The organism is Pseudomonas sp. R15(2017) (genome assembly GCF_002112685.1).
Taxonomy (GTDB): Bacteria; Pseudomonadota; Gammaproteobacteria; order Pseudomonadales; family Pseudomonadaceae; genus Aquipseudomonas; species Aquipseudomonas glycinae.
Window position 1 is genome coordinate 85,239 of the sequence record NZ_NEII01000002.1, and the last position, 24,733, is coordinate 109,971.

At 61.7% G+C, this 24,733-nt stretch carries 14 protein-coding genes; 10 read left to right on the top strand and 4 right to left on the bottom strand.

What is annotated here, in order from left to right:
* Positions 1-109: 109 nt before the first annotated feature.
* The 6 genes from CAF77_RS04035 to CAF77_RS04060 all read left to right on the top strand — a co-directional run bounded on the left by CAF77_RS04035 (position 110) and on the right by CAF77_RS04060 (position 12,234).
* A complete protein-coding gene (locus CAF77_RS04035; protein ID WP_064381821.1) occupies positions 110-1,417 on the top strand; it encodes an MdtA/MuxA family multidrug efflux RND transporter periplasmic adaptor subunit in 1,308 nt (435 codons plus the stop codon).
* Positions 1,414-4,518 carry an MdtB/MuxB family multidrug efflux RND transporter permease subunit gene (locus tag CAF77_RS04040; RefSeq protein WP_007955054.1) on the top strand — a complete coding sequence of 1,035 codons (3,105 nt, stop codon included), beginning with the start codon at positions 1,414-1,416 and terminating at the stop codon, positions 4,516-4,518. Before CAF77_RS04035 ends, CAF77_RS04040 begins: the two co-directional genes overlap by 4 nt.
* The gene (locus CAF77_RS04045; protein ID WP_064381820.1) at positions 4,515-7,622 is read left to right on the top strand and encodes an efflux RND transporter permease subunit; all 3,108 of its coding nucleotides are present in this window, start codon (positions 4,515-4,517) and stop codon (positions 7,620-7,622) included. Before CAF77_RS04040 ends, CAF77_RS04045 begins: the two co-directional genes overlap by 4 nt.
* Positions 7,619-9,088 (top strand): efflux transporter outer membrane subunit, encoded by a 1,470-nt coding sequence (locus tag CAF77_RS04050; RefSeq protein ID WP_064381819.1) that lies wholly within the window; start codon positions 7,619-7,621, stop codon positions 9,086-9,088. Before CAF77_RS04045 ends, CAF77_RS04050 begins: the two co-directional genes overlap by 4 nt.
* A gap of 232 nt (positions 9,089-9,320) precedes the next feature.
* Positions 9,321-11,402 carry a bifunctional diguanylate cyclase/phosphodiesterase gene (locus CAF77_RS04055; protein WP_064381818.1) on the top strand — a complete coding sequence of 694 codons (2,082 nt, stop codon included), beginning with the start codon at positions 9,321-9,323 and terminating at the stop codon, positions 11,400-11,402.
* A gap of 85 nt (positions 11,403-11,487) precedes the next feature.
* The gene (locus CAF77_RS04060; RefSeq protein WP_039772394.1) at positions 11,488-12,234 is read left to right on the top strand and encodes an SDR family oxidoreductase; all 747 of its coding nucleotides are present in this window, start codon (positions 11,488-11,490) and stop codon (positions 12,232-12,234) included.
* 181 nt (positions 12,235-12,415) lie between these two features.
* Here the strand turns inward: CAF77_RS04060 and mapR are convergent, their stop codons facing one another.
* From mapR to CAF77_RS04075, 3 genes are all read right to left on the bottom strand, one after another.
* Complete coding sequence (gene mapR / locus CAF77_RS04065; RefSeq protein WP_085654061.1) at positions 12,416-13,825, bottom strand: GntR family transcriptional regulator MpaR; 1,410 nt, start codon at positions 13,823-13,825, stop codon at positions 12,416-12,418.
* A 222-nt stretch (positions 13,826-14,047) separates the two neighbouring features.
* Entirely contained in the window at positions 14,048-15,478 is a 1,431-nt protein-coding gene (gene ccoG, locus CAF77_RS04070) for a cytochrome c oxidase accessory protein CcoG (protein WP_064381816.1), read from the bottom strand.
* Positions 15,479-15,673: 195 nt separating this feature from the next.
* On the bottom strand, positions 15,674-15,922 hold the full coding sequence (locus tag CAF77_RS04075) for a DUF3203 family protein (protein ID WP_011333950.1): 249 nt from the start codon (positions 15,920-15,922) through the stop codon (positions 15,674-15,676).
* A gap of 122 nt (positions 15,923-16,044) precedes the next feature.
* On the opposite strand from CAF77_RS04075, the gene CAF77_RS04080 reads away from it, so the two are divergent.
* Positions 16,045-16,581, top strand: a complete 537-nt coding sequence (locus tag CAF77_RS04080) for an MgtC/SapB family protein (protein WP_041475257.1) — start codon at positions 16,045-16,047, stop codon at positions 16,579-16,581.
* On the opposite strand, the gene CAF77_RS29275 is transcribed toward CAF77_RS04080, so the two are convergent.
* Entirely contained in the window at positions 16,582-16,740 is a 159-nt protein-coding gene (locus CAF77_RS29275) for a hypothetical protein (protein ID WP_170928915.1), read from the bottom strand. It abuts the gene before it with no gap.
* A gap of 218 nt (positions 16,741-16,958) precedes the next feature.
* Here CAF77_RS29275 and CAF77_RS04085 point away from each other — a divergent pair, with 218 nt between their 5' ends.
* From CAF77_RS04085 to glgB, 3 genes are all read left to right on the top strand, one after another.
* Positions 16,959-18,956 carry an alpha-1,4-glucan--maltose-1-phosphate maltosyltransferase gene (locus tag CAF77_RS04085; protein ID WP_064381815.1) on the top strand — a complete coding sequence of 666 codons (1,998 nt, stop codon included), beginning with the start codon at positions 16,959-16,961 and terminating at the stop codon, positions 18,954-18,956.
* 185 nt (positions 18,957-19,141) lie between these two features.
* Positions 19,142-22,483, top strand: coding sequence for a maltose alpha-D-glucosyltransferase (gene treS / locus CAF77_RS04090; protein ID WP_064381814.1), 3,342 nt, complete (start codon positions 19,142-19,144; stop codon positions 22,481-22,483).
* 2 nt (positions 22,484-22,485) lie between these two features.
* Positions 22,486-24,717, top strand: coding sequence for a 1,4-alpha-glucan branching protein GlgB (glgB, locus tag CAF77_RS04095; RefSeq protein WP_064381813.1), 2,232 nt, complete (start codon positions 22,486-22,488; stop codon positions 24,715-24,717).
* Positions 24,718-24,733: the final 16 nt, after the last annotated feature.

Below are 24,733 nucleotides of genomic sequence, written 5' to 3' on the forward strand. Positions count from 1 at the left end.
CCTCACACCTTGAAACGTAAGTGGAAGGTAAATTGCCGGTAAAGCTGCTTTGCTAAATCCCGGCCAGTGCTTATCGTTCAGCCTCCCGTAAAAGAAGCCCACGCGCCCAATGGTTAATCAGTCCATGCAATCGTCTTCCCGAAACTCCCGTCGCTGGCTGTTGAGCCTGCTTGTCCTGCTGGTCATTGCCGGTCTGTGCTGGAAATTCTGGCCGTCCGGTTCGACCCACAAGGAGGGCGGCGAGAAGGCGCAGGCCGGCCACACCGGTCGTTCGGGGATGATGCGTCCGGGCTTCGGCGGCGCTGCGGGGCCGATTCCGGTGCGCGTGGCGCCGGCAGTCACCGGGGACTTCCCGCTGTACTACAAGGCCCTGGGCACGGTGACGGCGCTCAACACCATCAATGTGCGCAGCCGGGTCGGTGGCGAACTGGTGAAGATTTATTTCGAGGAAGGGCAGATGGTCAAGGCCGGCGACCTGCTGGCGGAGATCGATCCGCGCCCGTACCAGAACGCCTTGCTCCAGGCCGAAGGCACCTTGCTGCAGAATCAGGCGCAATTGAAAAACGCTCAGGTCGACGTCGAGCGCTATCGCGGCCTGTACAAGGAAGACAGCATCGCCAAGCAGACGCTGGACACCGCTGAAGCGCTGGTCGGCCAATACCTCGGCACCGTGAAAACCAATCAGGCGGCGGTCAACGACGCCAAGCTCAATCTCGAATTCACCAAGATCCGTGCACCGATCGCCGGTCGCGTCGGCCTGCGTCAACTTGACGTCGGCAACCTCGTGGCGGCCAACGACACGACCTCCCTGGCGGTCATCACTCAGACCCAACCGATCAGTGTCGCCTTCACCCTGCCGGAAAATAGTCTGGACACCGTGCTCGCCCGCTATCGCAGCGGCGCCAAACTGCCGGCCGAAGCCTGGGATCGCGGCGACACCAAACTGCAGGCCACTGGCGTGCTGCAAAGCCTCGACAACCAGATCGACGTGACCACCGGCACGCTGAAATTCAAGGCGCGCTACGAAAACCGCGATCAGTCGCTGTTCCCCAACCAGTTCGTCAACGTTCACTTGCTGGCTGACACCTTGAAGGGTGTGGTGCTGGCGCCGTCGGCGGCCATTCAGTTCGGCACCAACGGCACTTTCGTCTACGCGCTGGACGGTGACAAGAAAGTCACCATCCGCCAGTTGAAGATCGGTGCCAGCGACGGCGAAAACACGGTGGTCACCGAAGGCCTCGCGGCCGGCGACCGGGTGGTGCTGGAAGGCACCGACCGCCTGAAGGAAGGCAGCGAAGTGGAAGTGGTCAACGAGAGCAAGGATGTGCCGACCACCCCGACCGAACACCTGCAAGGCAAGTCCGCCGCCACCGCGCCTGACGCCACGGTCACTGACAAGGCCAAGAAGGGCGCATGAACATTTCGCGCCTGTTCATCCTCCGTCCGGTCGCCACCACGCTGAGCATGCTGGCCATCGTGCTGGCCGGTCTGATCGCGTATCGCCTGCTGCCGGTTTCGGCTTTGCCGCAGGTCGATTACCCGACCATCCGGGTCATGACCCTGTATCCGGGCGCCAGTCCGGACGTGATGACCAGCGCCGTCACCGCGCCGCTGGAACGCCAGTTCGGGCAGATGCCGGGCCTGACGCAAATGGCCTCGACCAGCTCCGGCGGAGCGTCGGTGCTGACCTTGCGTTTCAGCCTCGACATCAACATGGACGTCGCCGAACAGCAGGTGCAGGCCGCGATCAACGCCGCGACCAACCTGTTGCCGACCGACTTGCCGGCGCCGCCGGTGTACAACAAGGTCAACCCGGCGGACACCCCGGTGCTGACCCTGGCCATCACCTCGAAAACCATGCTGCTGCCCAAACTCAATGATCTGGTCGATACGCGCATGGCGCAGAAAATCGCCCAGATCAGCGGCGTCGGCATGGTCAGCATCGCCGGCGGCCAGCGTCAGGCGGTGCGGATCAAGGTCAATCCGGAGGCCCTCGCGGCCAATGGCCTGAACCTGTCGGACGTGCGCACGCTGATCAGTGCGTCCAACGTCAACCAGCCCAAGGGCAACTTCGACGGCCCGACCCGGGTGTCGATGCTCGACGCCAACGACCAGCTGACGTCGCCCAAGGATTACGCCAACCTGATCCTGGCCTACGCCAACGGCGCGCCGCTGCGGCTCAAGGATGTCGCGCAGATCGTCGACGGTGCCGAAAACGAGCGTCTGGCGGCGTGGGCCAACCAGAATCAGGCTGTTCTGCTGAACATCCAGCGTCAACCGGGCGCCAACGTGATCGAGGTGGTCGACCGGATCAAGGCACTGCTGCCGAGCATCACCGACAACCTGCCGGCCGGTCTCGACGTGGTCGTGCTGACCGACCGCACCCAGACCATCCGCGCCTCCGTCACCGATGTGCAACATGAGTTGCTTATCGCCATTGCGCTGGTGGTGATGGTGACGTTCCTGTTCCTGCGCCGCGCCAGTGCGACGATCATTCCGTCGGTGGCCGTGCCGCTGTCGCTGATCGGTACGTTCGGCGTGATGTACCTGGCCGGTTTCTCGGTCAACAACCTGACGCTGATGGCATTGACCATCGCCACCGGTTTCGTGGTCGACGATGCGATCGTGATGCTGGAGAACATCGCGCGTTTCATCGAGGAGGGCGACAGTCCGATGCAGGCCGCGCTCAAGGGCGCGAAGCAGATCGGTTTCACCCTGATTTCCCTGACCCTGTCGCTGATTGCGGTTCTGATTCCGCTGCTGTTCATGGCCGATGTGGTGGGGCGGTTGTTCCGCGAATTCGCCATCACCCTGGCGGTGGCGATCCTGATTTCCCTGGTGGTCTCGCTGACCCTGACGCCGATGATGTGCGCGCGTCTGCTCAAGCGTGAGCCGGAAGCACATGAGCAGGGCCGTTTCTACCGCGCCAGTGGTGCGTTCATCGACTGGATGATCGCCGCTTACGGGCGCAAGTTGCAGTGGGTGCTCAAGCATCAGCCGCTGACCCTGCTGGTGGCCATCGGCACACTGGCCCTGACCGTGTTCCTTTATATGGTGGTGCCCAAGGGCTTCTTCCCGGTGCAGGACACCGGGGTGATCCAGGGCATTTCCGAAGCGCCGCAGTCGATTTCCTTTGCCGCCATGGGCGAGCGTCAGCAGGCGCTGGCCAAGGTGATTCTGGAAGATCCGGCGGTGGAAAGCCTGTCGTCCTACATCGGTGTCGACGGCGACAACGCCACGCTCAACAGCGGTCGGTTGCTGATCAACCTCAAGCCCCATGGCCAGCGGGATCTGACGGCGACTGAAGTGATTGCCCGCCTGCAACCGCAACTGGACAAACTGGTGGGCATCCGCCTGTTCATGCAGCCGGTGCAGGACCTGACCATCGAAGACCGCGTCAGCCGTACCCAATACCAGTTCAGCATGTCGTCGCCGGATTCCGAATTGCTCAGCCTGTGGAGCGGCCGTCTGGTCGAGGCCCTGGCCCAGCGCCCGGAACTGACCGACGTCGCCAGCGACTTGCAGGACAAGGGCTTGCAGGTGTTCCTGGTGATCGACCGCGACGCCGCTTCACGATTGGGCGTGTCGGTGTCGAACATCACCGATGCGCTGTACGACGCGTTCGGCCAGCGGCAGATCTCGACCATCTACACCCAGGCCAGTCAGTACCGCGTGGTGCTGCAGGCTCAGGCCGGGGAGAAGATCGGCCCGCAGGCGCTGGATCAGATTCACGTCAAGACCACCGACGGCGGTCAGGTGCGATTGTCGAGCCTGGCCCACGTCGAGGAACGGCAGGCGCAACTGGCGATCACCCACATCGGCCAGTTCCCGGCGGTGATGATGTCGTTCAACCTCGCACCCGGCGTGGCGCTGGGGCATGCGGTGGACATCATTGAGCAGGTGCAGAAGGACATCGGCATGCCGATCGGCGTGCAGACCCAGTTCCAGGGCGCCGCCGAAGCGTTCCAGGCATCGCTGTCGAGCACCTTGCTGCTGATTCTGGCGGCGGTGGTGACCATGTACATCGTGCTCGGCGTGCTCTACGAGAGCTACATTCACCCGATCACCATTCTCTCGACCTTGCCGTCGGCGGCGGTCGGGGCCTTGTTGGCGTTGCTGCTCAGTGGCAATGACCTGGGGATGATCGCGATCATCGGCATCATTCTGCTGATCGGTATCGTGAAGAAGAACGCGATCATGATGATCGACTTCGCCCTCGACGCCGAACGCACCCAGGGCATGGCGCCGGAGCAGGCGATCTATCAGGCGGCGCTGTTGCGTTTCCGGCCGATTCTGATGACGACGCTGGCGGCGCTGTTTGGCGCGGTGCCGTTGATGCTGGCCACCGGCTCCGGCGCTGAATTGCGTCAACCGCTGGGTCTGGTGATGGTTGGCGGGTTGCTGGTGAGTCAGGTGCTGACACTGTTCACCACCCCGGTGATCTACCTGTACTTCGATCGTCTCGGCCGGCGCTGGGGCCGTGCTCCTTCGGCCGTGGAGCCGGTGGAACAGCCATGAACCTGTCCGGTCCTTTCATCAAGCGCCCGGTGGCGACCATGCTCCTGAGCCTGGCGATCATGCTGCTGGGCGGTGTGAGCTTCGGCCTGCTGCCGGTGTCGCCGCTGCCGCAAATGGATTTCCCGGTGATCGTGGTGCAGGCCAGCCTGCCCGGCGCCAGTCCGGAGGTCATGGCGTCCACCGTGGCCACGCCGCTGGAGCGCTCGTTCGGCGCCATCGCCGGCGTCAACACCATGAGCAGTCGTTCCAGCCAGGGCTCGACCCGGGTCATCCTGCAATTTGATCTCGACCGCGACATCAACGGCGCGGCGCGGGAAGTGCAGGCGGCGATCAACGCCTCGCGCAACCTTCTGCCGAGCGGGATGCGCAGCATGCCGACCTACAAGAAGGTCAACCCGTCGCAGGCACCGATCATGGTGTTGTCGCTGACTTCGGACGTACTGGAAAAAGGCCAGCTCTATGACCTGGCCTCGACCATCCTGTCCCAGAGCCTGTCTCAGGTGCAGGGCGTCGGTGAAGTGCAGATCGGCGGCAGCTCGTTGCCAGCGGTGCGCATCGAACTCGAACCCCAGGCGCTGAACCAGTACGGCGTGGCGCTGGACGATGTGCGCAAGACCATCGCCGAAGCCAACGTGCGCCGGCCAAAGGGCTCGGTCGAGGACGATCAGCGTCTGTGGCAGATCCAGGCCAACGATCAACTGGAGAAAGCCAAGGATTACGAATCGCTGATCATCCACTACAACGGCGGCGCGGCCCTGCGCCTGAAAGATGTGGCCAAGGTCAGCGACGGCGTGGAAGACCGCTACAACAGTGGTTTTTTCAACGATGACGCGGCGGTGTTGCTGGTGATCAACCGTCAGGCCGGCGCCAACATCATCGAGACGGTCAACGAGATCAAGGCGCAGCTGCCAGCGTTGCAGGCGGTACTGCCGGCCAGCGTCAAACTGAACCTGGCGATGGATCGCTCGCCGGTGATCAAGGCCACCTTGCACGAAGCGGAAATGACCCTGCTGATTGCCGTGGCCCTGGTGATTCTGGTGGTGTTCCTGTTCCTCGGTAATTTCCGCGCGTCCCTGATTCCGACGTTGGCGGTGCCGGTGTCGCTGGTCGGCACCTTTGCGGTGATGTACCTCTACGGATTCTCGCTGAACAACCTGTCGCTGATGGCGCTGATCCTCGCCACCGGGCTGGTGGTGGACGACGCCATCGTGGTGCTGGAGAACATTTCCCGGCACATCGACGAAGGCGTCAAGCCGATGAAGGCCGCGTACCTCGGGGCCAAGGAAGTCGGGTTTACCCTGCTGTCGATGAACGTCTCGCTGGTGGCGGTGTTCCTGTCGATCCTGTTCATGGGCGGGATCATCGAAAGCCTGTTCCGCGAATTTTCCATCACCCTGGCGGCGGCCATCGTGGTGTCGCTGGTGGTTTCGTTGACGCTGACCCCGATGCTCTGCGCCCGCTGGCTCAAACCCCATAAGCCGGGTGAGGAAAACCGCCTGCAACGCTGGAGCCGCCGCACCAACGACTGGATGGTCGGCAAGTACGCCACCAGCCTCGACTGGGTATTGCGCCACCGTCGCCTGACCTTGCTCAGCCTGATCATCACCGTCGGAGTGAACGTCGCCCTGTATGTGGTGGTGCCGAAGACCTTCATGCCGCAGCAGGACACCGGCCAGTTGATCGGTTTCGTGCGCGGTGACGACGGCCTGTCGTTCAGTGTGATGCAGCCGAAAATGGAGACGTTCCGCCGCGCCGTGCTCAAGGACGAAGCGGTCGAGAGTGTGGCCGGGTTCATTGGTGGCACCAACGGCACCAACAACGCCTTCATGCTGGTGCGCCTGAAACCGATCAAGGAGCGCAATATCTCGGCACAGAAGGTCATCGAGCGTCTGCGCAAGGAAATGCCCAAGGTGGCCGGTGCGCAACTGATGCTGATGGCCGACCAGGACTTGCAGTTCGGCGGCGGTCGCGAGCAGACCACTTCGCAGTACAGCTACATCCTGCAAAGCGGTGATCTGGGTGAGTTGCGCGAGTGGTACCCGAAAGTGGTCACCGCGCTCAGGGCCTTGCCCGAGCTGACGGCCATCGACGCCCGGGAAGGCGCGGGCGCGCAGCAGGTGACATTGATTGTCGACCGCGATCAGGCCAAACGCCTGGGCGTGGACATGGAAATGGTCACGGCGGTGCTCAACAACGCCTACAGCCAGCGGCAGATTTCCACGATCTACGACAGCCTCAACCAGTATCAGGTGGTGATGGAGGTCAATCCGAAATACGCCCAGGATCCGGTGACGCTCAAGCAGGTTCAGGTGATCACCGCCGACGGTGCGCGGATTCCGCTGTCGACTTTCGCTCATTATGAAAACAGCCTGGAAGACGACCGGGTCAGTCACGAAGGCCAGTTTGCTTCCGAGAGCATTTCCTTCGACATGGCCGAAGGCGTGACGGTGGAGCAGGGCAGTGCCGCCATCGAGCGGGCGATTGCCAGGCTTGGTCTGCCGGAAGACGTGATCGTGAAAATGGCCGGCACCGCCGATGCATTCGCCGCCACCCAGAAGAGCCAGCCGTTCATGATCCTCGGTGCGCTGCTGGCGGTGTATCTGGTGCTGGGCGTGCTGTATGAGAGCTACATTCACCCGCTGACGATTCTGTCGACGCTGCCATCGGCCGGGGTCGGCGCGTTGCTGTCGATCTATGTGCTGGGCGGCGAGTTCAGCCTGATCTCGCTGCTCGGGCTGTTCCTGTTGATCGGGGTGGTGAAGAAGAACGCGATCCTGATGATCGACCTGGCGCTGCAACTGGAACGCCATCAAGGCATGGCGCCGCTGGAATCGATTCGCAGCGCCTGTCTGCAACGCCTGCGGCCGATCCTGATGACCACGCTGGCGGCGATCCTCGGCGCGTTGCCGTTGCTGTTGGGCCGGGCCGAAGGCGCGGAAATGCGCCAACCGCTGGGCCTGACCATCATCGGCGGGCTGATTTTCAGTCAGGTGCTGACCCTTTACACCACGCCTGTGGTTTACCTCTATCTCGACAAGTTGCGCCATCGTTTCAACAGGTGGCGTGGCGTGCGCACCGATGCCGCTCTGGAAACTCCGCTATGAATGACCGTTCGCTTATCCAACTGGCCAGTGTCCGCGGCTCGCGTCTGCTGAGCCTGTCTCTGTGCGTGGCGATGCTCAGTGCCTGCGCCGTCGGCCCGGACTACCAGCGCCCGCAGACCGCCGAAATCGCCCAGTACAAGGAAGCCGAAGGCTGGCGTCAGGCCAATCCGAGCGATTCCCTGGCACGCGGCGCCTGGTGGGAGCTGTATGGCGATCGTCAGCTCAACCAACTGATCGAGAAGCTCAACAGCTCCAACCAGACCGTCGCCCAGTCCGAGGCCCAGTACCGTCAGGCCCAGGCTTTGGTGCGCAGTGCACGCGGGGCGTTTTATCCGAGCGTTGATCTGAGTGCCGGCAAGACCCGCTCCAGCCAGGGCACCGGCAGCAGCAGTTCGAGCCTGAGCAGTTCCTCCAGCGGCATTCGTGACACGTACAACGCGCAACTGGGCGTGAGTTGGGAAGCCGATGTCTGGGGCAAATTGCGTCGGGGCCTGGAAGCCAATGAAGCCAGTGCCCAGGCGAGCTACGCCGATCTGGCGGCGATGCGTCTGAGCCAGCAGTCGGAGCTGGTGCAGAACTACCTGCAATTGCGGGTGATCGATCAGCAGAAACGCCTGCTCGAATCGACAGTGGCGGCGTACGAGCGCTCGCTGAAAATGACCATGAACCAATACAACGCCGGGGTTTCCGGGCGTGACGCGGTGGCGCAGGCACAGACCCAGCTGAAAACCACCCAGGGCGATCTGGTCGACCTGATCTGGCAACGGGCGCAGTTCGAAAACGCCATCGCGGTACTGACCGGCCAGCCGCCTGCCGAATTCAACATTGCCGAGACTCAGGACATTCCCAAGCTCCCGCAGATCCCGCTGAGCCTGCCGTCGCAGTTGCTCGAACGCCGTCCGGACATTGCCTCGGCGGAGCGCTCGGTGATCGCTGCCAACGCCAACATCGGCGTGGCCAAGGCTGCGTACTACCCGGATTTCAGCCTGAGCCTGAGCGGCGGCTACAGCAGCAGTACCTCGCAGAACCTGATCAGCCTGCCGAACCGCTTCTGGTCGGTGGGGCCGAAAATGACCCTGCCGCTGTTCGATGGCGGCATCCGCTCGGCCGAAGTCGATCGCACCGAGGCAGTGTACGACCAGACCGTGGCCAAATACCGCCAGACCGTGCTCGATGGTTTCCGCGAAGTGGAAAACTATCTGGTGCAGTTGAAGGTTTACGAGGATGAAGCGGCCGTGCGTCAGGAAGCCCTCGAAGCGGCACGGGATTCGTTGCGCCTGACCGAAAATCAGTACAAGGCCGGGGTGATTGCTTATCTCGACGTGGTGACGGTGCAGGCCACGGCGTTGAGCAACGAGCGCAGTGTGTTGAACGTGTTGCAGAGCCGTTTGATTGCCAGCGTGCAGTTGATTGCGGCGTTGGGTGGTGGGTGGGATGGGCAGTTGGAAACCACTGATAACCGCTGACGCAGCGCCATGATCGTTCCCACGCAGAGCGTGGGAACGATCTGCGGGCGAGGGCGGACGCTCTGTCAAAGCAGCACTCCAGAGTCTTGTCAGACGATCAAACAAGCGTTTCATCGGCTTGATGGCCATTTGATTACTTTGTCAGTGCGTTCTTCCGCGCAATCAGTACAATCGCCGCATTTGGCCCCGCCGAGAACGGACGCAGTACGGCGGGGTGGTCACGAGAATCCTCATGCTCATCGGTAGCTATTCCTTCACGCTGGTTTTCATTTCGCTGTGTGTGGCGATCCTCGCTTCCTACACCGCGCTCGACCTCACCGGGCGCATTGCTACTGCCAAGGGCCGCGCCGTGCATTTGTGGACGGCCGGAGGGGCGTTTGCCATGGGCATCGGCGTCTGGTCGATGCACTTCATTGGCATGCTGGCATTCAAGCTGCCGATCAGCCTCGGTTACGACATTTCAATCACGGCGCTCTCATTGCTGATTGCCGTGCTGTCCTGCGGTTTTGCCCTGTGGCTGGTCAGCCAGCCGAAACTGCCGGCCTGGCAGCTGGCCTTTGGCGCGTTGATCATGGGCGCCGGCATCAGCGCCATGCACTACACCGGCATGGCCGCGATGCGCATGCAACCGGGCATCGACTACGATCCGACGCTGTTTGGCGCCTCGCTGTTGATCGCCGTCGGCGCCTCGGCAGCAGCGTTGTGGATCGCCTTCCGCCTGCGTCAGCAATCACCTTACGTGCGGCTGTTTCGCGCAGGTGCGGCGATTGTCATGGGCGTGGCGATTGTCGGCATGCACTACACCGGGATGGCGGCGGCGCGGTTTCCCGACGGCAGTTTCTGCGGTGCGGCGCTCGGTGGCCTGAACGGCAACGGCCTCGACAATCTGGTGCTGATCACCACGCTGGCGGTACTGGCCATTGCGCTGCTGACTTCGATTCTCGACGCGCGTCTTGAAGCCCGCACGGCTGATCTGGCCCATTCGTTGACCGTGGCCAACCGCGAACTCACCCAACTGGCCCTGCACGACCCCTTGACCGGCCTGCCGAACCGGATGTTGCTGGACGACCGGATCAATCAGGCGATGAAAAAGGTCAATGAGCAGGGTGGCTGCTTTGCGCTGATGTTCATCGATCTGGACGGCTTCAAACCGGTCAATGACGCTTTCGGTCACCACATGGGGGACCAGTTGCTGCGCGAAGTGGCGGTGCGCTTGCGTGAAGATTTGCGCAGCCTCGACACGCTGGCGCGGATCGGCGGCGACGAGTTTGTCCTGCTGGTGCGTCTGGCCGAACCCAACGATGCACTGGGCCTGGCGGCACGTCAGGTCGGCCTGATCGCACAGTCGTTCCGGGTCGCCGAACATGAGCTGCAGATTTCTGCCAGCGTCGGCATCGCCCTGTACCCCGGCAACGGGGAGAGCGCCCAGGAACTGTTGATGAACGCTGATGCCGCGATGTACCACGCCAAGGGCGGCGGCAAGAATGGTTACAGCTTCTTCGACGTTTCGATGAACAGTAACGCGCGCAAGCAATTGCAACTGTTGCAGGACCTGCGGGCAGCACTGGAGCACAGCGAGTTCTGCCTGCATTACCAACCCAAATTCCACGCCGCTGACGGTCACCCGGTCGGTGCCGAAGCGTTGTTGCGCTGGGAGCATCCGGTTCACGGCATGCTGATGCCGGACACGTTCATCGATCTGGCAGAGAAAACCGGTCTGATCATTCCGATTGGCGAGTGGGTGCTCAACGAAGCCTGCCGGCAGATGCGCGAGTGGTATGTACTGGGCCACACCGAATGGCGGATCGCGGTGAACCTGTCGGCGTTGCAGTTCTGCCACGCCGGACTGGTGCGCAGCGTGGCCAAGGCCCTGGCCACCCACCATTTGCCGGCCAACAGCCTGACCCTGGAAATCACCGAAACCACCGCCATGAGCGACGCCGATGCGAGCATGACGGTGTTGCAGGAGCTGTCCGACATGGGCGTCGATCTGTCCATCGACGATTTCGGCACGGGCTATTCCAGCCTGATGTATCTCAAGCGCCTGCCGGCCAACGAGCTGAAGATTGATCGCGGTTTCGTCCGTGATCTGGAACATGACAGCGACGATGCGGCGATCGTTTCGGCAATCGTCGCCCTCGGTCAGGCACTCGGTCTGCGCATCGTGGCTGAAGGAGTGGAGACCGACTCGCAACAGGACTTCCTCACGCAACTGGGCTGCGATTCACTGCAAGGTTATCTGCTCGGTCACCCGATGCCGGCGGATCGCTTTCTGCAGGATGTCGCGCGCGGCAAACCATTGGCGGTGAGCTGAGCCGCTAATCGCAGGTCATGCAAAACCCTGCAATGACGGTTATTCTTGCCCCGACTGTTACGTGTGTATCGGGGGAAAGGCCAGCATGGATAAAGTCATTGTGATCACCGGCGGTGGTCGTGGAATTGGCGCCGCCACCGCGCTGTTGGCTGCCGAGCAAGGCTATCGGATCTGCATCAATTACCAGACGGACGAACAGGCCGCCCACCATGTGCTCGATCAGGTTCGGGAACGCGGCGCCACGGCCATTGCCGTCCGTGCTGACGTCAGTATCGAAGACGAAGTGATCGCGCTGTTTCATCGGGTCGACACAGAGCTGGGCCGGGTCACTGCCCTGGTGAACAACGCCGGCACCGTGGGGCAGAAATCCCGGGTCGACGAAATGTCCGAATTCCGCATTCTCAAAATCATGAAAACCAACGTGCTGGCGCCGATTCTCTGTGCCAAGCACGCGATCCTGCGCATGTCGCCCAAACACGGCGGGCAGGGCGGCAGCATCGTCAACGTTTCTTCGGTCGCCGCGCGGCTGGGTTCGCCTAACGAATACGTCGATTACGCAGCGTCCAAAGGCGCGCTGGATACGTTCACTATCGGTCTGTCAAAGGAGGTGGCGGGCGAGGGGATTCGGGTGAACGCGGTGCGTCCGGGCTACATCTATACCGATTTCCACGCCTTGAGCGGCGATCCGGATCGGGTCAGCAAGCTGGAGTCGGCGATCCCGATGGCCCGGGGCGGACGGCCGGATGAGGTGGCTGAGGCAATTGTCTGGTTGCTGTCGGACAAGGCCTCGTATGCCACCGGGACTTTCGTCGATCTCGGCGGCGGGCGTTAGACCTCTATGATCGTTCCCACGCTCCGCGTGGGAATGCAGCCCGGGACGCTCCGCGTCCCTTCCAGAGCTGGAACGCGGAGCGTCCCTTGAGGCATTCCCACGCGGACGGTTCGACGCCTCGACGTGGGAACGATCATCGTCTAGGCGTTGAACTGGTTGCGTGGGAACGATCAGCGGTCTTTCAGAACGACCGCACAATCCGCCCCAAGGTCTCCATCGCCTTCTCCGTATCCTCGGTCCACGGGCTGCCGTAGTTCAGTCGGATGCAATTGCGAAAGCGCTGGGTCGGCGAAAAAATCGGCCCCGGCGCGATGCTGATCCCCTGCGCCAACGCCATCTGAAACAACTTCAACGAGTCCATCTGTGGTGGCAGTTCCAGCCACAGGAAGTAGCCGCCGGCCGGTTGGCTCACGCGCGTCTGCGCCGGGAAGTAACGGGCGATGGCCGCGAGCATCGCGCTTTGCTGTTCTTCGAGGGCGCAGCGCAGTTTGCGCAGGTGACGGTCGTAGCCACCGTGTTGCAGATAGTCGGCGATGGCCGCTTGGGCCGGCATCGAGGCGCACAGCGAGGTCATCAGCTTCAGCCGTTCGATCTTTTGCGCGTAGCGCCCGGCGGCGACCCAGCCGATGCGATAGCCGGGGGCCAGACTCTTGGCGAACGAGCCGCAATGCATCACCAGCCCTTCGGTGTCGAAGGCCTTGGCCGGTTTCGGCGCCTGCTGGCCGTAATAGAGTTCGGCGTAGACGTCGTCTTCGATCAATGGCACTTGATGCTGTTTCAGCAGTTCCACCAGTTCCTGTTTCTTGGCCTCGGGCATGGTCGCGCCCATCGGGTTCTGGAAACTGGTCATGCACCAGCAGGCCTTGATCGGGTGCCGCTCGAGCGTCTGGGCGAGCACGCCGAGGTCGATGCCGTCGCGCGGGTGAACAGGGATTTCCACGGCTTTGAGTTTCAGCCGTTCCAGCACTTGCAGGCTGGCGTAGAACGCCGGGGCTTCGATGGCCACCAGATCGCCGGGTTCGGTCACCGCTTGCAGGCACAGGTTGAGCGCTTCGAGGGCGCCGTTGGTGATCAGCAGTTCTTCCATCGGCAGCATCAGGCCGCCGACCATGTAGCGCAGGGCGATCTGCCGACGCAGTTGCGGGTTGCCCGGCGACATGTCGGTGACCACCATGCGCGGGTCCATCTCCCGGGCGGCGCTGGCCAGCGAGCGGGACAGGCGTTGCAGCGGAAACAGGGTCGGGCTGGGGAATGCCGAGCCGAAGGGCACGGTGCTTGGGTCTTTGATCGACTCGAGCACCGAGAACACCAGTTCGCTGACGTCGACCTTGGTGGACTCGTTGACTTGGCTGCTGATCACCGGCTCCGAGAACGGGCTCGGGGCGTGCGTGTTGACAAAGTAGCCGGAGCGCGGCCGGGCGCGGATCAGGCCGCGACGTTCCAGCAGGTAGTAGGCCTGGAACACCGTGGACGGGCTGACGCCGTAAGTCTGGCTTGCGTAGCGCACCGACGGCACCCGCTGACCGGGGCCGAGGACGCCGGAGCGGATCAGTTCAGCGATGTCGTCGGCGAATTTTTCGTAGCGTTTCATCGGGGGCCTTGGTGCTGGTTGAATGTGTAGAGTGTCAGGGAAAAGCCCCCTCACCCTAGCCCTCTCCCGGAGGGAGAGGGGACTGAACGAGTTGTTTGTTTGAGTTACGCCGACTTGAAAGTCCGGAGTCGAACTCGGGTTTGCAAGCAACTGAGATCTGCTCCCTTTCCCCCTCGCCCCCTCGGGGGAGAGGGCTGGGGTGAGGGGGGAGATTCTAACGGCTCACCGATTCATCGGCGCAACAAACCGGCTCTTCGCCACGCTATAAATCTCAGGCTCATCACTGTCGGCAATCTTGAAGCTCAAGGTCTGCGAACTGCTGGCCGCGCGTTCCGTGGTCATTGCCACCGACACCGGCACATCGACGATCTCGCCCGGCGCCAGGCTCAGCTCGGTCTTGCCTTGCAACTGGAAGCCGTCGCCGTCCACCAGGCTCAGGTTGTAGTCCTGGCGTTGCTGGGTCTTGTTGATGACCTTGAGGGTGTAGATGTTTTCGATCTGGCCCAGACCGTTTTCACGGAACAGACCACGGTCCTTGGTCACGTCCAGCGACACCATTGGCCGTTCGACCAACGCCAGAGCGAGGGCGCCGATCATCACCACCAGTACCGCGACGTAGCCGATCAATCTCGGGCGCAGCAAGTGCGTCTTGCCACCCTGCAATTCACGCTCGGAGGTGTAGCGGATCAGGCCGCGGGGGTAATTCATCTTGTCCATGATCGAATCGCAGGCGTCGATGCACGCCGCGCAGCCGATGCATTCCATTTGCAGGCCGTCACGGATGTCGATGCCGGTCGGGCAGACCTGCACGCACAACTGGCAATCGATGCAATCGCCGAGGCCGGCTTCGGCCGGTTTCACCTCGCGTTTGCGCGGGCCACGGTTTTCGCCACGGGCGGCGTCGTAGGAAATGGTCAGGGTGTCCTTGTCGAACATCACGCTCTGGAACCGCGCATACGGGCACATGTGCATGCACACCGCTTCGCGCAGCCAACCGGCATTGATGTAGGTGGCGGCGGTGAAAAACAGCACCCAGAACAGACTGACGCCACCGATCTGCAAGGTCAGCAGTTCTTCGGCCAGCGGCCGGATCGGGGTGAAATAGCCGACGAAGGTCAGCCCGGTCAGCACGCTGATCGCCAGCCACAGCGTGTGCTTGGCCGCACGCCGTGCGAGTTTGTTCAGGCTCCACGGTGCCGCTTGCAGCTTGATGCGCTGGTTGCGCTCGCCCTCGGTGATCTTCTCGCACCACATGAAGATCCACGTCCACGAACTCTGCGGGCAGGTGTAGCCACACCAGACCCGGCCGGCGAACACAGTAATAGCGAACAGGCCGAACGCGGCGATGATCAGCAGCGCTGACAGCAGAATGAAATCCTGCGGCCAGAAGGTTGCGCCAAAGATGTGGAATTTGCTTTCGGAAAGGTCCCAGAGCACCGCCTGACGACCGCCCCAGTTCAGCCACACCGTGCCGAAAAACAGCAGGAACAGAAACCCCGCACCGCTCATGCGCAAGGTGCGGAACAGGCCGGTGAAGCTGCGGGTGAAGATCTGGTTGTCGCTGGTGGCGTGTTTCGCCTTCATTGGGCGCGCCGGTACTTTTTTTATCCGGGGAGATGCTTCTACGGTTCGGACGGGGATTCGTTCGCTCATGGTCGTTCGCTCATCAGCCTCCATCAGGCCGATGAACTATGAGCGTCGATCTGTTTGCATAACAGACTCAGGTATTTCAATAAAAAGCGTATCAGATGACATTTGCACGCACGCCTGCGACAACTTGAAGCAGCCCGCAGGCCAAGGCGCAGATGCCTATCCCAGACGCCTGAGCCGGTTCTTGACCGGGGTCAGTCAAATCACCGAATCACTGTCGTCGGCCTTCAGGTGTTTGCGTCCATCCCGGGCGCCTGCGACGGTCAATGCATCCGCTTCGGCTTCGGTAACGTAGATGCGCCGTCCTTCCACCTCGACGAACGACATGGCTTTTTCGCTATCTGTCCTGACTTCCAGCGTGTCGCAGATACGAATCTCCTCACCATTTTCCACGGTGAAAAAACAGACTTTCGAGTCCGGATTGCTTTCATCGATACGAAGGGGCATGGGGTAGTCCTTTTTCACAGGGGATCTGAACCTTTAGGGCTTGCGCTGCGCCGATCGTTCTACGCAACCGATTAATGGTCGGCGCTGTCCATCCTTTATCAATTCATTACAAGGACTGGACGATGAACGCCTGGTGGCATGAAGTGTGGGAAACCCTGCAAGCGGAATTCGCCGACATCGGCGACGCCTCGCAGCTGACCCGGATCACCGTGCGCCTGCTGATGGCGGCGATATTGGGCGGGATTCTCGGCTTTGAACGTGAACACAAGGGCAAGGCCGCCGGGGTGCGAACGCACATGCTGGTGGCACTCGGCGCGGCGCTGTTTGTACTGGTGCCGCAATTGTCCGGGTCCCAGGCCGACGCCATGAGCCGGGTGGTACAAGGTGTTATTGCCGGGATCGGCTTTCTCGGCGCCGGCACCATCCTCAAGAACCACGAAGGTGACGAAGGCCACGTCAAGGGCCTGACCACCGCCGCCGGCCTGTGGATGACCGCCGCCATCGGCGTCGCGGCCGGGTTGGGCCGCGAGGCGACGGCGCTGCTCAGTACGTTGCTCGCTTTGGGGATCTTCAGTGTCATGCCACGGATCGTCAGAGTCTTCGAAAAGGATCACATCGAAAAAGACCGCATCGAGAAAGACCACAACGACCCGCGCTGATCAGACGATTACCGGCGGCATGGTCGTCGGCGGTTCTTCCTTGGGCGGGGGCGTGGAGCCAGGCGGTTCCTGTTCGGGAATCGGTTGCGGCTCGGTCTCGGGCAGGGTCGGTTTGTCGATGTTCGGATCGGGTGTTTCGGCTGGAATCGGGATAGTCATCGGGTGAACCTCCGTGTGGCACTTGGCGTGGGAAGTGCTTAAGTGGATTGACCACTTCACTGCGAAATCGATCCGATTTTGTGGCGGGGCAAATCCCTGTGAACTTTTCCCGGCGTCAGTCGCTCGGAACCTGAGAGAGTTCATCATCGGGCGCAGGCCCGGCCGTGACCGCCAAACAGGCAAACGAGCGTCCTTGGGGCGTTAAGGAGAGATGCTCAATGACTGCTGAAAAACCCTCGGAACAGAGCTACAACCCGCATATACCGCTGTCGCAGGCCCTGCTGCTGCCGCGCATCGTCATAGAAAACACCGCGCCGACCCTCGACGGCGGACAGTTCGCCGTCAAGGCAATCGCAGGCCGGGAGATCGTCGTCACCAGCAAGGTGTTCGCTGACGGTCACGACAAACTGGCGGTGCGCATCCGCTGGCGCGAAGAGGGCGATGAAACCTGGCAAACCGAGGTCATGTCCGATCAGGGCAATAACGGCTGGAAAGGCGTTTTCCAGCCACAGCGCGTGGGCCGATATCTGTTTCTGATCGAAGCCTGGATCGACCAGTTCGCCAGTTTTCAATACGAACTGGAGAAGAAACACTCCGCCGCCGTTCCGGTCAGCCTCGAGCTGCAAGAAGGACGCACCATGGTGCAGCAAGCTGCCGAGCGCAGCGAAGGTCAGCTGAGCGAACAACTGGCAGCCTTGCACCACGAATTGTCCGGACTGCTCGAAACCGAGCAGGTTGCGTTGTTCCTGCACTCGCGCAGTGCGCAACTGATGGCCGAGGCCGATCACCGCGCCTACCTGAGCATCAGTGCGGAATTCCCGGTGGACGTTGAGCGCGAACTGGCGGAATTCGCCAGTTGGTACGAACTGTTTCCCCGCTCGATCACCGACGATCCCGCCCGCCACGGCACCTTCAATGATGTGCACTCGCGCCTGCCGATGATTCAGGACATGGGTTTTGACGTGTTGTACTTCACGCCGATCCACCCGATTGGCCGCAGCCATCGCAAGGGCCGCAACAATTCCCTGACCGCCGGCCCGGACGATCCCGGCAGCCCGTATGCGATCGGCAGCGAGGAGGGTGGCCACGAAGCGATTCACTCGCAGCTCGGCACCCGTGAGGACTTCCGTCGGCTGGTAGCTGCTGCCGCAGACCACGGTCTGGAAATCGCCCTCGACTTCGCCATCCAGTGCTCCCAGGATCACCCGTGGCTCAAGGAGCATCCGGGCTGGTTCAACTGGCGGCCGGACGGCACGATCAAATACGCAGAGAACCCGCCGAAGAAATACCAGGACATCGTCAACGTCGACTTCTATGCGCCGGAAGCAATTCCGAGCCTGTGGGTCGAGTTGCGCGACATTGTGGTCGGCTGGGTGCAGGAGGGCGTGAAGATCTTTCGCGTCGACAACCCGCACACCAAACCGCTGCCGTTCTGGCAATGGTTGATCGCCGATGTACGCACCCTGTACCCGGAAGTGATTTTCCTCGCCGAAGCCTTCACCACCCCGGCGATGATGGCGCGGCTGGGCAAGGTCGGTTACACCCAGAGCTACACCTATTTCACCTGGCGCAACACCAAGGCCGAACTGGCGACCTATTTCAGCGAGCTCAATGAGTCGCCGTGGCGCGAGTGCTACCGGCCGAATTTCTTCGTCAATACCCCGGACATCAACCCGGCGTTCCTGCATGAATCGGGACGTCCCGGATTTCTCATCCGCGCGGCGCTGGCGACCATGGGCTCGGGCCTGTGGGGCATGTATTCGGGGTTCGAGCTGTGCGAATCGGCGCCGGTGCCGGGCAAGGAGGAATATCTTGATTCGGAGAAGTACGAGATCCGCGTCCGCGACTTCAACCAGCCCGGCAACATCATTGCGGAGATCGCCCAGCTCAACCGCATCCGCCGGCAGAATCCGGCGCTGCACAGTCATCTGGGCCTGAAGATCTACAACGCCTGGAATGACAACATTCTTTATTTCGGCAAGCGCAGCGCAGACGGCAGCAACTTCATTCTGGTCGCCGTCAGCCTCGATCCGCATAACGTGCAAGAGGCGAATTTCGAGCTGCCGCTGTGGGAAATGGGCCTGCCGGACGATGCCACCACCCACGGCGAAGACCTGATGAACGGCCATCGCTGGGACTGGCACGGCAAGTACCAGTTCATGCGGATCGACCCGGCGTATCAGCCGTTCGGAATCTGGCGGATCACTTCTTCCTGATCGACTTGATCGGTTCCTGATCGTTCCCACGTCGAGGCGTCGAACCGTCCGCGTGGGAATGCCGCCATGGACGCTCTGCGTCCGCTTTGGGACGCGGAGCGTCCCGGTATGCATTCCCACGCAGAGCGTGGGAACGATCAGCGATCTGCGCAGGACGCCCTTATTGAATTCAACAGGAGTTTCACATGGCGAAGAAACCCAAGGCAGCCACCTTCATCAAGGACCCGCTCTGGTACAAGGACGCGGTCATCTATCAAGTTCACGTCAAATCCTTTTTCGATTCGAATAACGACGGAATCGGCGACTTTCCCGGCCTGATCGCCAAACTCGATTACATTGCCGATCTTGGCGTCAACACCATCTGGCTGTTGCCGTTCTACCCCTCGCCACGTCGCGACGATGGTTACGACATCGCCGAATACCGAGGCGTCCACAGCGATTACGGAACGATGGCCGACGCCAAGCGTTTCATTGCCGAGGCGCATAAACGCGGGTTGAGGGTCATCACCGAGCTGGTCATCAACCACACGTCCGATCAGCACCCGTGGTTTCAGCGCGCGCGCAAGGCCAAGCCCGGTTCGGCCGCGCGGGACTTCTATGTGTGGTCGGATGACGACCAGAAATACGACGGCACCCGGATCATTTTTCTCGACACCGAAAAGTCCAACTGGACCTGGGATCCGGTGGCCGGTCAGTACTTCTGGCACCGCTTCTATTCGCACCAGCCGGATCTCAACTTCGATAACCCGCAAGTCATGAAAGCCGTGCTGTCGGTGATGCGCTACTGGCTGGACATGGGCATCGACGGCCTGCGCCTGGATGCGATTCCGTACCTGATCGAACGCGACGGCACCAACAACGAAAACCTCCCGGAAACCCACGACGTCCTCAAGCAGATCCGTGCCGAGATCGACGCCAACTACCCCGATCGCATGCTGCTGGCCGAAGCCAATCAATGGCCGGAAGACACCCAGCTGTACTTCGGTGACACCGACGCCGAGGGCGTGAATGGTGACGAGTGTCACATGGCGTTCCACTTCCCGTTGATGCCGCGCATGTACATGGCGCTGGCCCAGGAAGATCGCTTCCCGATCACCGACATCCTGCGTCAGACCCCGGAAATCCCGGCCAACTGCCAATGGGCGATTTTCCTGCGCAACCACGATGAGCTGACGCTGGAGATGGTGACCGACAAGGAGCGCGACTACCTGTGGAACTACTACGCCGCTGACCGTCGTGCGCGGATCAACCTTGGCATCCGCCGCCGTCTGGCGCCGTTGATGGAGCGTGACCGCCGCCGCATCGAGCTGCTGAACAGTCTGCTGTTGTCGATGCCCGGCACGCCGACCCTGTATTACGGCGATGAAATCGGCATGGGCGACAACATCTACCTCGGCGACCGCGACGGTGTACGCACGCCGATGCAATGGTCGATCGACCGCAACGGCGGTTTCTCCCGCGCCGATCCGGCCAGTCTGGTACTGCCGCCGATCATGGACCCGCAATACGGTTATCAATCGGTCAACGTCGAAACCCAGGCCGGTGACCCGCATTCGCTGCTGAACTGGACTCGCCGCCTGCTGGCGGTGCGCAAGCAATCCAAGGCATTCGGGCGCGGCACGCTGAAAATGCTTTCGCCGGCCAACCGCCGGGTGCTGGCCTACACCCGTGAATACACCGGGCCGGACGGCAAGCACGAAATCATTCTGTGCGTGGCCAACGTGTCGCGCAGTGCTCAGGCTGTGGAGCTCGACCTGTCGGCCTACGTTGGCATGGTGCCGGTGGAGATGCTCGGCGGGAATGCGTTCCCGCCCATCGGCCAGTTGAGTTTCCTGCTGACCCTGCCGCCTTACGGTTTTTACTGGTTCGGCCTGGCGGCGGAAAACCAGATGCCGAGCTGGCACGTCGAACCGGCGCAGAGCCTGCCGGACTTCACCACGCTGGTACTGAAAAAACGCATGGAAGAGCTGCTCGAAGCGCCGTCCCGGGCCACCCTCGAGCAGGCGATTCTGCCGAGCTGGCTGCAGAACCGCCGCTGGTTCGCCGGCAAGGACACTGCCATCGAACACGTGAAGCTGGCCTACGGCGTGCGCTTCGGCGATGCACAGCATCCGGTGCTGTTCAGCGAAATCGAAGTGCAGAGCGGCGGGCAGACCAGTCGTTATCAATTGCCGTTCGGCTTCATTGCCGAAGATCAGGTCGGGCCGGCGTTGCCGCAACAACTTGCCCTGGCCCGAGTGCGCCGGGTGCGCCAGGTCGGGTTGATCACCGATGCTTTCAGCCTTGAAGCGTTTGTTCGCGCGGTGCTGCAAGGCATGCAGGGCGGCACGGTGCTCGAATCCAGTGACGGCGAGATCCGTTTCGAGGCAACGCCGCATCTGGAAACACTCGGCCTGGGTGCTGAATCCGAAGTGCGCTACCTGTCTGCCGAGCAATCCAACAGTTCGGTGGTGATCGGCAACAGTCTGGTACTTAAGCTGATCCGAAAAGTCGCGTCCGGCGTACACCCGGAACTGGAGATGAGCGCTTACCTGACCGCTGCAGGATTTGCCAATATCTCTCCGCTGCTGGGCTCGGTGATTCGCCGTGGCATCGATGGCGAGGACAACCTGCTGATGATTGCGCAGGGTTATCTGAGCAATCAGGGCGATGCCTGGGAATGGACGCAGAACAACCTCGAACGGGCGCTGCGCGACGAGCTGGCCGACGCCGTGTCCGAGCAGGCGCAGCACTACAACGCCTTGGGTGAGCTGAAGGATTTCGCCGGGATGCTCGGCCAGCGTCTGGGGGAAATGCATCAGGTGCTGGCAGCGCCGAGCGACAACCGGGACTTCGCGCCGCAAGTCAGTTCGGCCAAGGATGCGCAGGCGACGGGTAAGGATGTCGCGGCGCAGGTCGAGCATGCGCTGAAGCTGCTCAAACAGCATCAGGGCGAACTTGATGCGGCGGATCAGAAGCTTGTGGCTCGGCTGCTCGAGCACAAAAAAACCATTCTGGCCCATGTGCAGGAACTGGCAAAACGTTCGGCTGGCGGGCTGCGGATTCGTGTCCACGGCGATCTGCATTTGGGACAAGTGCTGGTGATCAAGGGTGATGCGTACTTGATCGACTTTGAAGGTGAACCGGCGCGGCCATTGAGCGAGCGCCGAGGCAAGCACAGCCCGTACAAGGACGTCAGCGGGGTGCTGCGTTCCTTCGACTATGCCGCAGCCATGGCCCTGAACGTGCACAACGTCGACAACAGTCCCGAGACTGAAGCCGCGCGTCGCCGGGTCACGGAGCGGTACTTGCGTGAAGCACGGGACGCGTTTCTCCAGGCATATCGCCAAGCGGCAGCTAGTCTTGATCATGCCTGGCAGGATCCTGAAGGTGCCGACGCCGCGCTGGCGTTGTTCGGTCTGGAGAAAGCGGCCTACGAAGTGGCCTATGAAGCCGAAAATCGCCCCACCTGGCTGCCCGTGCCGCTGCACGGTCTGTACGGGTTATTGACGGGGCTAAAACCCTTTTCCGATCTTGGTGGAGAGTAGTCATGAGTTTCTCGAACAAGGAACAGGGTCGCGCTAAAGAAAGATTGCTGCCCACTGCAAAAGACATTGATGCCTTGGTGCGTGCAGAACATCACGACCCGTTTTCCATTCTCGGCCCCCACGGCGATGGTGCCGGCGGGCAATTTATCCGGGCGTATCTGCCTGGTGCGTTGAGTGTTTCGGTGCTGGACAAGAACAGTGGCGAAGAGCTCGGCCCGTTGGACGCCACCGAAACGCCGGGGCTGTTTGTCGGCCATTTCGAGCACGCGCGGCCATACCTGTTGCGTACTCGCTGGGCCGGTGGCGAGCAGGTCGCGGAAGATCCTTACAGCTTTGGTCAGTTGCTCGGTGAAATGGACCTGTACCTGTTTGCCGAAGGCAATCACCGCGACCTCAGCAGTTGCCTCGGTGCGCAGTTGAAAACCGTCGATGGCGTTGATGGCGTGCGTTTCGCGGTGTGGGCACCGAATGCCCGACGGGTGTCGGTGGTCGGCGATTTCAACGTCTGGGACGGGCGGCGGCATCCGATGCGCCTGCGGCATCCGTCTGGCGTGTGGGAATTGTTCATTCCGCGCCTGCAAGCAGGGGAACTGTACAAGTACGAAATCCTCGGCGCCCACGGCATTCTGCCGCTGAAGGCCGACCCGATGGCACTGGCCACCAGTCTGCCGCCGGACACTGCGTCAAAAGTCGCCGCACCGTTGCAGATCGACTGGCAAGATCACGACTGGATGAGCGGCCGCCGCGAACATCAGCAGCACAATGCGCCGCTGTCGATCTATGAGTTGCACGCCGGTTCCTGGCAATGCGAACTCGACGATCTGGGCGAAGTGGCGCGCCAGTACACGTGGCCGGAACTGGCCGAGCGGCTGATTCCCTATGTGAAGGAACTGGGCTTCACACATATCGAACTGATGCCGATCATGGAGCACCCGTTTGGCGGTTCATGGGGCTATCAGTTGCTGTCGCAGTTCGCTCCGAGTGCGCGATACGGTACACCCGAGCAGTTCGGCGAGTTCGTCAATGCCTGCCACCAGGCCGGCATCGGTGTGATTCTCGACTGGGTGCCGGCGCATTTCCCGACCGATACCCATGGCCTTGCGCAATTCGACGGCACCGCGCTCTACGAATACGGTAATCCACTGGAAGGCTTCCACCAGGATTGGGACACGCTGATCTACAACCTTGGCCGCACCGAAGTGCACGGCTACATGCTGGCGTCGGCGTTGCACTGGCTCAAGCATTTCCATATCGACGGGCTGCGGGTCGATGCTGTGGCGTCGATGCTCTATCGTGATTATTCGCGCAAGGCCGGTGAGTGGGTGCCGAACCGTCATGGCGGTCGCGAGAACCTGGAAGCCATCGATTTCCTGCGGCACTTGAACGACGTGGTGGCATTGGAAGCGCCGGGCGCGCTGGTGATCGCCGAAGAGTCCACGGCGTGGCCGGGCGTCAGCCAGAGCACCCAACAGGGCGGTCTCGGTTTTGCCTACAAATGGAACATGGGCTGGATGCACGACTCGCTGCACTACATTCAGCAGGATCCGGTGTACCGCGCCCATCACCACAACGAGTTGAGTTTCGGCCTGGTCTACGCCTGGTCCGAGCGGTTCATCCTGCCGATTTCCCACGACGAAGTGGTGCACGGCAAGCATTCGCTGATCGACAAAATGCCCGGCGATCGCTGGCAGAAGTTCGCCAATCTGCGCGCGTACCTGAGTTTCATGTGGACCCATCCGGGCAAGAAACTGTTGTTCATGGGTTGCGAGTTCGGCCAGTGGCGCGAGTGGAATCATGATCAGCAGCTGGACTGGTATCTGCTGCAATATTCGGAACACAAAGGCGTGCAGAAACTGGTCAGCGACCTCAATCGGTTGTATCGCGAAGAGCCGGCGCTGCACGAGCAGGACGATGCGCCGCAAGGCTTTCAGTGGTTGATCGGCGACGATGCGATCAACAGCGTTTACGCATGGCTGCGCTGGAGCAAGGACGGCACGCCGGTGCTGGTGGTGGCCAACTTCACCCCGGTGCCGCGTCAGTCTTACCGCGTGGGCGTGCCGTTTGCCGGGCGCTGGAAGGAGTTGCTCAACAGTGACGCCGACACCTACGCCGGTTCCAACTACGGCAACGGGGGCGGGGCGTTCACCGAAGAGGTCGCGAGCCATGGGCAGGCGTTGTCGCTGGAGCTGAATTTGCCGCCATTGGCAGTTTTGATCCTCAAGCCCGAGGGCTGACCCACGCGAGATCGTT

Excerpts from the sequence above, each read along its gene's own strand:
- CAF77_RS04050 (WP_064381819.1), top strand. The coding sequence starts at position 7,619 with ATGAATGACCGTTCGCTTATCCAACTGGCCAGTGTCCGCGGCTCGCGT.
- CAF77_RS04045 (WP_064381820.1), top strand. The coding sequence starts at position 4,515 with ATGAACCTGTCCGGTCCTTTCATCAAGCGCCCGGTGGCGACCATGCTC.
- CAF77_RS29275 (WP_170928915.1), bottom strand. The coding sequence starts at position 16,740 with ATGACTATCCCGATTCCAGCCGAAACACCCGATCCGAACATCGACAAA.
- CAF77_RS04055 (WP_064381818.1), top strand. The coding sequence starts at position 9,321 with ATGCTCATCGGTAGCTATTCCTTCACGCTGGTTTTCATTTCGCTGTGT.
- mapR (WP_085654061.1), bottom strand. The coding sequence starts at position 13,825 with ATGAAACGCTACGAAAAATTCGCCGACGACATCGCTGAACTGATCCGC.
- CAF77_RS04080 (WP_041475257.1), top strand. The coding sequence starts at position 16,045 with ATGAACGCCTGGTGGCATGAAGTGTGGGAAACCCTGCAAGCGGAATTC.
- ccoG (WP_064381816.1), bottom strand. The coding sequence starts at position 15,478 with ATGAGCGAACGAATCCCCGTCCGAACCGTAGAAGCATCTCCCCGGATA.
- glgB (WP_064381813.1), top strand. The coding sequence starts at position 22,486 with ATGAGTTTCTCGAACAAGGAACAGGGTCGCGCTAAAGAAAGATTGCTG.
- CAF77_RS04060 (WP_039772394.1), top strand. The coding sequence starts at position 11,488 with ATGGATAAAGTCATTGTGATCACCGGCGGTGGTCGTGGAATTGGCGCC.
- treS (WP_064381814.1), top strand. The coding sequence starts at position 19,142 with ATGGCGAAGAAACCCAAGGCAGCCACCTTCATCAAGGACCCGCTCTGG.
- CAF77_RS04040 (WP_007955054.1), top strand. The coding sequence starts at position 1,414 with ATGAACATTTCGCGCCTGTTCATCCTCCGTCCGGTCGCCACCACGCTG.
- CAF77_RS04035 (WP_064381821.1), top strand. The coding sequence starts at position 110 with ATGGTTAATCAGTCCATGCAATCGTCTTCCCGAAACTCCCGTCGCTGG.
- CAF77_RS04075 (WP_011333950.1), bottom strand. The coding sequence starts at position 15,922 with ATGCCCCTTCGTATCGATGAAAGCAATCCGGACTCGAAAGTCTGTTTT.
- CAF77_RS04085 (WP_064381815.1), top strand. The coding sequence starts at position 16,959 with ATGACTGCTGAAAAACCCTCGGAACAGAGCTACAACCCGCATATACCG.